The sequence below is a fragment of the Psychrobacter sp. FME6 genome (assembly GCF_014861365.1).
Classification (GTDB): domain Bacteria; phylum Pseudomonadota; class Gammaproteobacteria; order Pseudomonadales; family Moraxellaceae; genus Psychrobacter.
This window is the reverse complement of the sequence record NZ_RRYW01000095.1, coordinates 1-10,935: the sequence shown is the minus strand read 5'-3', so window position 1 is coordinate 10,935 and position 10,935 is coordinate 1. Positions and strand designations below refer to the sequence as shown.

7 protein-coding genes are annotated in these 10,935 nt (G+C 44.8%); 3 read left to right on the top strand and 4 right to left on the bottom strand.

Annotation, left to right across the window (positions count from 1 at the left end):
* Nucleotides 1-315 precede the first annotated feature (315 nt).
* Nucleotides 316-792 (top strand): ribosomal protein S18-alanine N-acetyltransferase, encoded by a 477-nt coding sequence (rimI, locus tag EI162_RS11810; protein WP_192524538.1) that lies wholly within the window; start codon nt 316-318, stop codon nt 790-792.
* 92 nt (nt 793-884) lie between these two features.
* Here the strand turns inward: rimI and EI162_RS11805 are convergent, their stop codons facing one another.
* The 3 genes from EI162_RS11805 to trxB form a co-directional block, all read right to left on the bottom strand.
* Nucleotides 885-1,319, bottom strand: a complete 435-nt coding sequence (locus EI162_RS11805; protein WP_192524537.1) for a MerR family transcriptional regulator — start codon at nt 1,317-1,319, stop codon at nt 885-887.
* A 402-nt stretch (nt 1,320-1,721) separates the two neighbouring features.
* Complete coding sequence (aat, locus tag EI162_RS11800) at nt 1,722-2,543, bottom strand: leucyl/phenylalanyl-tRNA--protein transferase (RefSeq protein WP_413038392.1); 822 nt, start codon at nt 2,541-2,543, stop codon at nt 1,722-1,724.
* A complete protein-coding gene (trxB, locus tag EI162_RS11795; RefSeq protein ID WP_192524536.1) occupies nt 2,544-3,566 on the bottom strand; it encodes a thioredoxin-disulfide reductase in 1,023 nt (340 codons plus the stop codon). It abuts the gene before it with no gap.
* A gap of 743 nt (nt 3,567-4,309) precedes the next feature.
* On the opposite strand from trxB, the gene EI162_RS11790 reads away from it, so the two are divergent.
* Together EI162_RS11790 and EI162_RS11785 are read left to right on the top strand one after the other, a co-directional pair.
* Nucleotides 4,310-7,801: a DNA translocase FtsK gene (locus EI162_RS11790; RefSeq protein ID WP_192524535.1), complete on the top strand. Its 3,492-nt coding sequence runs from the start codon at nt 4,310-4,312 to the stop codon at nt 7,799-7,801.
* A 341-nt stretch (nt 7,802-8,142) separates the two neighbouring features.
* Nucleotides 8,143-9,636: an amidase gene (locus tag EI162_RS11785; protein WP_192524534.1), complete on the top strand. Its 1,494-nt coding sequence runs from the start codon at nt 8,143-8,145 to the stop codon at nt 9,634-9,636.
* Nucleotides 9,637-9,671: 35 nt separating this feature from the next.
* Here the strand turns inward: EI162_RS11785 and EI162_RS11780 are convergent, their stop codons facing one another.
* The gene (locus EI162_RS11780) at nt 9,672-10,583 is read right to left on the bottom strand and encodes a DODA-type extradiol aromatic ring-opening family dioxygenase (RefSeq protein ID WP_192524533.1); all 912 of its coding nucleotides are present in this window, start codon (nt 10,581-10,583) and stop codon (nt 9,672-9,674) included.
* Between the last annotated feature and the right edge of the window lie 352 nt (nt 10,584-10,935).

Below are 10,935 nucleotides of genomic sequence, written 5' to 3'. Positions count from 1 at the left end.
TTAGACGTTAAATAGTTAGCTAAAAAGCCATTCTCGAGAGAGGGTGGCTTTTTTTTGGCCTTGGTCGCTAATATGAAGTATTGAAACCCTATATAGTCAGTGAAAAGTAAAATCGATACATCACGTACTGCAGGTACCGTTTTTAAAGTATTTTAATTATATTTGGATGTAGAGTAATCTCGATTTGAAAAATAATACTATTCATAAAAACTAGAGTGGCAAGGGAAACGAGTGAAAGTACTGCGCCTTGTAGACTAAGCGAGTTTGACACAGCTAATCGTACTTTTTGGGTTTGGTATCAATAGAAGAGGGTGTATGTTTAATATAGCAATGCTAACCACCGCAGCAGATGACTGTACAGCCGCTATTCAAACTGTGGCTGATATTGAGGCTGTTGTCCAGCTCCAAGCCCCATGGACTTATCAAACAATTAACGATTTGCTTGGACAGGATAGTATTAATTTAATAGTGGTTATGACTGTTGCCAAAAACGAAGTGGTGGGCTACTGCTTATATCAAAGAGTTTTTGAGCAAGCAGAAATTTTACGAATCGGTACGCATCCTAACTATCAACGTCAAGGCATTGCTTCAAAGCTTTTCTCTTGGTTAAATGAAGCGTTACAAGTCAATCAGGTAAAGAGTCTGCTACTAGAAGTGCGAGCAGATAATGCGCCGGCAATAGCCTTATATGAAAAGCAAGATTTCACCGTGATTCACAAGCGCAAAGGTTATTATCAATCATCACATCAACCAGCTGTTGACGCGCTTATCATGCAGCGTATTTATACTTAATATAGACAGTCTGATGTGAAAAACTTATCCCAATCGCGTATCAAAACATAATGTATTTTATTCATTTAGTGCTGACTATATAGAGTGCGCCCTTACTGCGAAGGTATGGTTTTTTTACAGACTTCAATATCGGGTGTATAACCACTATCGGCTCTCATCTGCTCTAAAACACCGATACGCTCGCTTAGTAGATCCACCATAACATTGATATTAGCTTGTTGTTTTTTGACTTGGGCCAGTTTTTGTTGGGTGAGTGTGAGCTGTAAATCAATATCTAGCTGACCATCGTAATAATCATTCAAGCTGTCTCTAATCTCAGTGAGCGTAAAACCAATGGCTTGAGCACTTTTTATCAGCTCGATGCGTTCAATACATTCTGGATGAAATTCGGTATACAGACGCGAGCCTGCTTGACGTTTACGAGATTTTAGCAGACCCAATTGATCATAGTGACGGACGGTGTCCTTGGTGGTGTTGGCTTTGGTCGCCAGTGTGCCTATTAACAAAAATGATGTATCGGGTGCCATAATAACCTCATGGTTAAGTAACGACTAGTAAGTAGTGATTAATAGAAAGTAGTTAATAAAAGGTATGACTGCTGAGGTATTTAGGGCATGTCCTCAATCTGAACAAAATCAACTATAGTCAGTGAGAAGTAATATCGCTACATCACGTACTGCAGGTACCGTTTTTTCTTGCTTGCTGTGCCTACGCAGACAGAGGCTACAAAAAAACTATACCAGCAGTATCGTAGCGTTTTTAAAGTATTTTAACTATAAATGGGCTAAAAATGGCTAAATCTTGCCAAACTGCGTCAAATAGCTGGCTAATATCTTGATATTATCTGTACTATTTTCCTTGTTTGACAGCAATTTATCTCATTTTTATCACCATTTTCAAAATGAGGACACGCCCTAGTCAAATGCACCTCACAATTTAAGCGGCCAAGCATGCCGCGTGTCAAGTAGTGATACTGGCAAAGGTTTATGCGAGCCGTTTTGCCATAAGGTCGAAGGGGTACCTATAAGGGTGTCCAATTGAGTGAGAAAGTCAGCGCGAGGTAAAATAGTTGCGCCCAAACTTAGTAAATGCTCGTTTGGCAGCTGACAATCGACAAGCGCTACCTGACTCTGCTCGCACAACCGCATCAAGCCCCAAAATGCCAGTTTTGAGGCATTAGAGGCGGTATGAAACATCGATTCGCCAAAATAAATACCCCCTATTTTTAGCCCGTAGAGACCACCAATGAGCTGTTTTTTATCATCCCATATTTCAATGCTGTGCGCAAAGCCTTGAGTGTGCAGCTCAGTATAAGCTTCAATCATCTCGTTATGAATCCAAGTATGCTCGCCCTCGGGCTGTTTATTATTGAGGCCATCACTGCGCGGTAAACTACAGGCATGGATGACGTCATCAAACGCTTGGTTTAGGGTTAATTGCCAACGTTCACGGTTAGCCTGTTTGCGTAGCGATTTACTGGGTTTATAGTCAGTCGGCACCATCACGCAGCGTGGATCAGGGCACCACCACGCGATAGGTTCGTCTTCATTAAACCAAGGAAACAATCCTTGTGCGTAAGCAGAAATCAGCGTGTCGGGTGCCAAGTCACCACCCATAGCGACCACACCAATGCCATCAGGGTCGATAGAAATAGGGTCAGGGAAGTCATAACGCCCAAGACTTTTTAAAGTCTCAGGCGTTATATGTGTAGTATGGATATTCATATTATTGTCATTGGTAAAGTCGCTCATTTAAGCTTCTTTATCTTCAGTCAATGTCGAGGCATAAGTATGGTCACGAGCGATTGTTTCGCCCATTGCATCCAAATACTTTTCAGCATCAAGCGCAGCCATACAGCCCGTGCCAGCAGAGGTAATCGCTTGACGGTAAACATGGTCGGCGACGTCACCAGCGGCAAAAACCCCTTCGATACTGGATTGGGTAGCATTACCATTTAGACCACTATTGACGACAATATAGCCGTCTTTCATGTCTAGCTGACCTTTAAACAAGTCAGTATTAGGCTTATGACCAATAGCGACAAACATACCCATCGTATCTAATTGTTTGGTGCTGCCATCAATCATAGATTCGATGATCACACCATTGACCCCCATATCATCACCGACCACTTCTTTGACCTGATGGTTCCATTCGATTTTGATATTACCGTTTTTGACCTTTTCAAACAGCTTGTCCTGTAAGATTTTTTCAGAGCGTAAGCTGTCGCGGCGATGCACTAAGGTCACTTCAGAAGCGATATTTGATAGATACAAGGCTTCTTCAACGGCTGTGTTACCGCCACCAATCACCGCGACTTTTTGATCTTTATAAAAGAAACCGTCACACGTAGCACAAGCAGATACGCCGAGGCCGCGGAATTTGGTTTCGGATTCTAGCCCTAAATACTGCGCTGATGCACCCGTTGAGATAATAAGAGCATCGCAAGTATAACTGCCGTTATTACCGGTCAATTGAAAAGGGCGCTCATTTAGATTCACTTCATTGATATGGTCATAAACCAATTCGGTACCGAAGCGTTCGGCATGGGCTTTCATGCGATCCATCAATGCTGGACCCGTCAAATCATGTGCATCACCTGGCCAGTTGTCAACTTCGGTAGTGGTGGTTAATTGCCCGCCTACTTCCATACCAGTGACCATAACTGGCTTGAGGTTGGCACGTGCCGCATAAACGGCGGCCGCATAACCCGCGGGGCCTGAGCCTAAGATAATGAGTTTTTCGTGACGTGGAGCGTTATTATCAGTTGCCATAAGGTATTCCTTGCTAAATATAAGTGTTAAAAATATAAGTTCTTAAGCTAATTTTTCAAATTTTCTAGGGCGTATTCTCACTTTGAAAATGGTGATAAAAATGAGATAAATCGCAGATAAACAAGGAAAATAGTACAGTTAATATCGAGATATGAACCAGCTATTTGACGCAGTTTATCAAAGATTTAGCCATTTTTAGCCCATTTAAAGTTTCATGCTCAGATTGAGGACACGCCCTAATAATATGGTTTTTCTAATTGCTGTGTGATAATAACATAAGGGTATGTGGTACAAAGTGCAAGTTTGCTAAAACAAACACCGGTATCATTAGAATCAAAGTATATTCCCTTGAAATATTAGGGTTAGAAACAGCTGGTATTTTATAGGGTTTAAGCAATATTGTTAGCCTTATTCTGTTCGTTATGATTTGCGTGTAATATGGTTTTTTGTCTAAATAGCATATTGACCTACTTTCTTACCCACTTTCTTTAGAAGACGGTCGCCACTGCGGCTATGTATTTGTTATTATAAGAAGTTATGCCAAGTTTGATAGGGGCTAAACGATAACGGTTATTTACCGTTGTCGAAAGAGACTATATACATTATAGACGTATCCTTATTAAATATTACGCGAGGTGCGTTTATATCAGCACTCTCTATCTTTATCAACACTTTATGTCAGCATGATTAGGCTTAGTCATGCGTTGGCGACCAATTAGTATTAATAACAAGGCAGACTTTACGTGATATCAGCACCGCTTATTGAGTATTTAAAAAAGGGAATATTTACCCTCCTTGGGTTAGTACTGGCCGTTTATCTTTTTGTCATTTTGATAACCTATACCGGTAATGATCCTAGCTGGTCGCACATCAGTAGTGATATGACCACGATTAATAATATGGGCGGCGCGTCGGGTGCTTGGTTGTCTGATTTGCTCTATAGCTTCTTTGGTTTTGGAGCATGGTGGCTGCTAGCGTTTATGGTTTATGAGTCTATCCTTATTTGGTGGGACAATAAGCCAACATTTTGGCTGATGCGGATGGTCGCTTATGTGTTTTTAATATTAAGTGCCAGTGCTTTATTTGCGCAATTGGTCGCTCTAGTACAGCAAGTAGCCGATCCTGTAACGACAGGGCTTGAAGGTGTCGCAGGCGGTATCATTGGGCTTGAACTGCAGGCGCGTTTGGCACAGTTGCTATCGCAGTGGGGGAGTGTGGTGTTCTTGACAGTGTTTGTCATTATTACTGCTACCTTTGCCTTTAATATTCATTGGTTGGCGATTTATCAGAAAATTACCGCGCTGTCATGGTTTGGCTCAGGTATAAAAAACAAAGGTATAGCACAGGATAAAGGGCAGTCGACTCAAAAAAGCAACACCACACAACCAAATGCTAACGACATAGCAGATCAAAAAACCAGTCAAGAAATGCCACAACACAAGCAGTTGCCACTAGAGTTACAATCAGATGATCAGGCTAACAGTGCCCTAGCAGCAGAGAATAGCGGTCGGTTCAGCAATGTGCTGTCAGAATTCTTGACGTCATCAGGACTGGCTGATAGTGTAAAAGCGTCGGTAGCGGCCACGCAGGCTGCCATGTCCAATAAAAACGCTATGTCTAATCAGAGCCATTATGAGTATGCAGACACAGCGGCTGTGATGCCTAATGGTACGACTAATAATACGGTTAGCCAGACAAGTACCTCGACGTCTGCAAATCCTACAATGACTCCTGTTCGTAAAGTTGAGCCGAGTTTTGCTTGGAATGATGCCAATACTGTGGATGATTTATTAGCCAGCGACCCAATGGCTTATAGCGCTAGTAGTGCTGTTGACCCTGTTTCTAATGATAACAATGATACCGGTCTCGAATCGTTAGATGAAACCACCCCAGTATCTCCAGTTATGTCAGCCAATCCGGTAGAAACAACCGTGGCTCAAACAGTGGTGAATGACACAGAGGAAGTCGTCCAGCCACCGCTCGAGACATCAGCAAATAACGAGACGGTTCATCGAGCGGGTACAGAATCTGCTCTACCCGAGTCCGAAGACACCATTCAGAACACTGATACATTAGCAGATGCATGGCTGGCAGAGCATGCAGCTGGCTCTGGCTCGTTATCAACTGCGGAACAACTTGAGGTTACCAAACCTGAAGCAGTGCCTCAGACAGAGCATATAGCTGAGCCGCCTGTAGGGCAACCGACAGTAGAGCCTACAACGGCTATGCCTAATGAGGATATTTCGAATTGGTCTGTTAATTTTTCTCCTGACGCCTCTACTGACGTAACCAGTCAATCTTTGGCTCAGCCGTCTAATCATGAAGCTGAGCCAGTGCCTCATGCTGCATCGGCAGTTGCACCTGAAACATCGGTGCCCCCGACAGTAGCAGAAGTCGCTACGCCAGCGGCAGAAGTTAGTGCACCAGTGACAGACGTGGCGGATATGACGCCAACCAATACACCACCTGCCAATCCTAAAGTAGCGCCTAAAACAACGTCAAAAGCAGCATCAACAGTGGCAACGGCTAACGTGCCAAACGCTAATCCTACCGCCAGCACCCAATCACCGGCTGCGGCAACACCAACGGTAAGCTTTGCCGTGCCAGAGGGTGATAGCAGTAATCACATTACTGACATGATGCCAGAAGATGACAGTGTTGAACGTATTGATGCAGCCGTCATGCCTGATATTAGTGATGATGCCGCGTTCAGTCAAAAATCACGCTCGATGCAAACGGCTGCTTATCGTAGCAGCCTAACCCCAATTCCAGAGTTGTCTCTTTTAGATAAACCAGATCCTGACCGTAAGCCAAACTATACAGCTTCTGAGCTTGAGCAGCTGTCCGAATTACTAGAAATTAAGCTACAAGAATTCAATGTCAAGGCTTCTGTGGCTAATGCCATTCCAGGCCCAGTGGTCACCCGTTTTGAAGTGGAGCTTGCTGCTGGGGTAAAAGCCAGTAAGGTAACTGGTATTTCACGAGATTTGGCGCGCTCGCTGTCGATGGCGTCTTTGCGTGTGGTCGAAGTTATTCCAGGCAAGCCTTATATTGGTATCGAAGTGCCGAATAAGCAGCGCGAAATGGTGCGCTTGATTGAGCTACTAAACACCGAAAAATTCAGCGATCCCAAAGCACAAATCAGTATGGCGATGGGTAAAGATATCGGCGGTAATCCGATTATTACTGACCTTGCCCGTGCCCCGCATATGCTGGTCGCTGGTACCACAGGTTCTGGTAAATCGGTGTTGGTCAACTCTATGCTGCTATCGATGCTACTTAAATATACGCCAAATGAGCTGCGTCTTATTTTGATTGATCCAAAGCAGCTCGAACTTGCCAACTATAACGATATTCCGCACCTTCTGACGCCTGTAGTCACTGATATGACTGAGGCGGCCAGTAGCTTGTCATGGTGTGTGGCAGAAATGGAGCGTCGCTATCAGCTGATGAGTTTGCTCAAAGTGCGTAAGCTTAATGAATTTAATAAAAAAGTCATCGCTGCTGAGCAATCGGGTAATCCGATGCTAGACCCATTATGGCGACCCAATGATAGCGTCAGTGTGAGCCAAGCGCCGAAGCTAAAAACCTTGCCGATGATTGTCATTGTCGCCGATGAGTTTGCCGATATGATTATGCAGGTTGGTAAGCAAGCAGAAGAACTTATTACCCGTTTGGCACAAAAATCACGGGCGGCAGGAATTCATTTGATGCTTGCTACCCAGCGTCCGTCAGTCGATGTCATTACAGGTCTAATTAAAGCCAATATTCCAGTACGGGCGGCATTGCGAGTCAACTCAAAAGTCGACTCACGGACGATTCTGGATAGTGGTGGCGCTGAAGATATGCTGGGCAATGGTGATATGCTGTTTTTAGGACCAGGGCAAATTGAGCCAGATCGTGTGCATGGTGCTTATGTCAGTGACGAAGAAGTCAACCGTGTCTGTGATGCATGGCGTGAGCGCGGCGCACCTGATTATATTGATAATATGGCTGGCAACTTTGAATTATCTAGTCCGGGTGGTGGTAGCACTGGCAATGCATCTGGTGAGGATGATGACCTTTATAATGACGCAGTGGCCTTTATCATGGAAACGCGTAAAGTTTCAGCTTCTAGTATCCAGCGTAAATTCAGCATTGGCTATAATCGCGCGGCTCGCATTGTTGATTCAATGGAAGAGGCGGGACTGGTCAGCTCGATGGGTAAAAGCGGTAAGCGCGAGCTATTGATGTAGACGATGGTCAGTTTGATTAATCATAAAAAGCGAGTCACAAGAGTGGCTCGCTTTTTTATTTGAAAAATATCGTTGAGCTAGGGCGTACCCTCATTTTTAGCCCATTTAGATATTATGGTTTGGGTTGAGGACAGGCTCTAGTGTCAATGAAAGGTAATATTGATACATCATACCCGCAGGAATTTAGCGTGTTTTAACTATGGTGTTCAAATGACCAATGAGTTTGTTTATCAGCTATAAGTAGTGATTTTTTATACTAAACTGGTGGTTGATTATAAGATAAATAAGCATAAAGTTTAAAAACAAACCTTAATTCAATCACTATCCAAGGAAGGTTAATTATGTTCAAAGAATATACCCAATACGATGGTTTAGCATTGGCAGCACTGGTCAATGCAGGGGAAGTCAGTGCTAAAGAGTTGCTAGACGCTGCTGTCCATCAAGCCAACAAAATTAATCCTAAATTGAATGCGATTATCCACCGTTTTGATGAGCGTGCTTATGCTGCAGCACAAAAAGGCTTACCAGCAGGGGCGTTTAACGGGGTGCCTTATCTCCTCAAAGACTTATCGTTTCATTTTGGGGGCGAGCCTATCACCATGGGCAGTCGTAGCGTCAATATCGTCTCAGAAAGCGATAGCGAAATTGTAAAACGTATGAAAGCTACTGGCGTCAACACTTTTGGTAAAACCAATACCCCAGAATTTGGTTTGATTATCACTACCGAACCTAAAGCACATGGCGTGACGCACAATCCCTTTAAGAAAGGCTACAGCTCTGGTGGGTCGTCTGGCGGTAGTGCAGCGGCAGTATCAAGTGGCATCGTACCGATGGCAGGCGCGGGGGATGGCGGTGGCTCGATACGCTTTCCTGCTGCATGGTGCGGCGCGTTTGGGCTCAAACCCAGTCGCGGGCGTAACCCAATGGGCCCAGCATTTGGTGAAGGATGGGATGGAGCAGTCGCGGATCATGTAATTACCCGTAGCGTGCGCGATAGTGCCGCGATGCTGGATGCGACCAGCGGTGTAGAAATCGGCGCGCCTTATGTTATCGCACCGCCCGATGGCACATTTTTGCAAGCCGCTATGCGTGCACCAAAACAATTAACCATCGCGCTACATCAACAGCCGTTAGTTGCTAACACTGTAGTTGATAAAGAGGTACTTGCTGTATTAGAACAGACTGCTAAGCAGTTAGAAGCGATGGGTCATCGAGTGGTGCCTGCGGAACCTAATATCAATATCGAACAGTTTTGGCATGATTTTTTGGTGGTGGTCTGCGCGCACACTGCCTTTACCATCGATAATATCGAGCGCTGTTATGGCGCGCAGCATATACAAAACCTAGAGCCGCAGACTTATAACATGGCGATGCTTGGACGTTCGCTATCAGCAGTAGATTTGGCCCATGCCAAGCACGGCTGGCATGACAGCCAATATCAAACTGGTTTATTATTAGAAACCTACGACATGATTCTATCTCCAACCGTACCGACGCCTGCTGTTAAACACGGCGTGCTACCACCAAGTAAGATGGATGAGATGCTCATGCGTAGCGCTGGTTTGCTGAATAAAGGCGTTGATATGGGTAAGTATGCCTTTAGCTCGGGTATGATTGAGAAGCTGAGTGCGCCAGTGCTGGGCAAAATGGCCTTTACCATATTGGGTAATGTGACCGGATTACCGGCTATGTCGTTGCCTGTCGGTATGAGTAAAAAAGGTCTACCAATTGGGGTGCAGCTGATTGGACGCATGAATGATGAGACGACTTTATTCAGTGTGGCAGGTGAGATGGAGCGTGCGGGTTTATTTACTAAGGCGGCGTTTGAGAAGTAATTGCAAGACGCGCTTATCGCTTTGATAAGACGTTTTCAATCAAAGCGGTAGATATCCATGCCTAAGCTATGGTGCGCCATGCTTTGATGCACCACAGAGACGCGTTGACCAGCACCTAAGGCAAAAAATAATGGTAGCAAATGCTCATCACTTGGATGGATGTGTTGATAGTTGGGGTATTGCTGCCAATCTAGTGCAGTGGGAATATCCGTTTTTAGCTGCTGTAGTAACCAGACTTTAAAGTCTTTTGCCGTTTGGTCGATACTATCCGCTTGCCAGCGTAGCGCTTGTAAGTTATGGGTGATATTACCCGAGCCAATGATGAGTATTTGCTCACGACGCAGCTGCGCCAATTGCGCGCCCAATTGATAGCAGGCAGCACTATCGTAATGCTGAGGCAGTGATATCTGTACGATAGGAATATCCGCCTGCGGATAAAGATGCAAAAGCGGCGCCCAGACGCCATGATCACTGGCACGCATTGGATTCAAACTACAATTAATACCGCGGGCAGTGAGCTGCTGCGCCAGTGTTTCGGCAAGCGCTGGCTGACCTGCTGCTGGATATTGTAGCTCATACAGTTCTGTCTCAAAGCCTGAAAAGTCATGCCACGTCTTGGGCTGCGGATTACTGCTGATTTCTAGTTTGGCGGATTGCCAATGCGCTGACATAATGATGATAGCACGCGGCTTAGGTAAGTTTTGGCCGATACGCGCCAGCGCGCTGGTTGTAGCAGATTGTTCAATCGCCAACGTCGGGGCACCATGCGAGATAAATAATGCCGGTAGTTTAGGCGGTTTAGCAGCGCTGGCTATTTGAGGTTCATCTGCCCAAGCAGCGGCCGCTGTAATTGGCGTCGATAACGACAGCGATAAATCATCGCTTTTGTCATCGCGATGATGATTGGTATTTTGGGCATCGGGTAGCACAGGTTTAGGATATCTCATGTGCCATTTATTAGGGCGCGCGCGTAATTTTCAATCCATCTATTTCTCAATCTGGTTATTCGTCATTTCATCTATAGTCGGGTCTATATAAAAAAGAGTCGTTGATATTAACGTGCGACTGCTATCAATTTTTTCTTGCTTGCTGTTCGCAGGCGTGACAGAGGCTGCGAAAAATTGATAGCAGTCGCACTGTATCGTTTTTAAATTGGATCGACTAGGGGCTGTATAGAATTCAGCTAAGGAACTGACAGAGACTATTTTTTAGGCAATTCGACGCCAAAAATAGTAAGTTTAGTTATTCTAAGCGCGATAGTTTTGGCTATGAAGTGGCAAAAAATAGTCCTGTTCCTTC

Coding starts and splice junctions, on each gene's coding strand:
- rimI (WP_192524538.1), top strand. CDS start 316: ATGTTTAATATAGCAATGCTAACCACCGCAGCAGATGACTGTACAGCC.
- EI162_RS11805 (WP_192524537.1), bottom strand. CDS start 1,319: ATGGCACCCGATACATCATTTTTGTTAATAGGCACACTGGCGACCAAA.
- aat (WP_413038392.1), bottom strand. CDS start 2,543: ATGAGCGACTTTACCAATGACAATAATATGAATATCCATACTACACAT.
- trxB (WP_192524536.1), bottom strand. CDS start 3,566: ATGGCAACTGATAATAACGCTCCACGTCACGAAAAACTCATTATCTTA.
- EI162_RS11785 (WP_192524534.1), top strand. CDS start 8,143: ATGTTCAAAGAATATACCCAATACGATGGTTTAGCATTGGCAGCACTG.
- EI162_RS11780 (WP_192524533.1), bottom strand. CDS start 10,583: ATGAGATATCCTAAACCTGTGCTACCCGATGCCCAAAATACCAATCAT.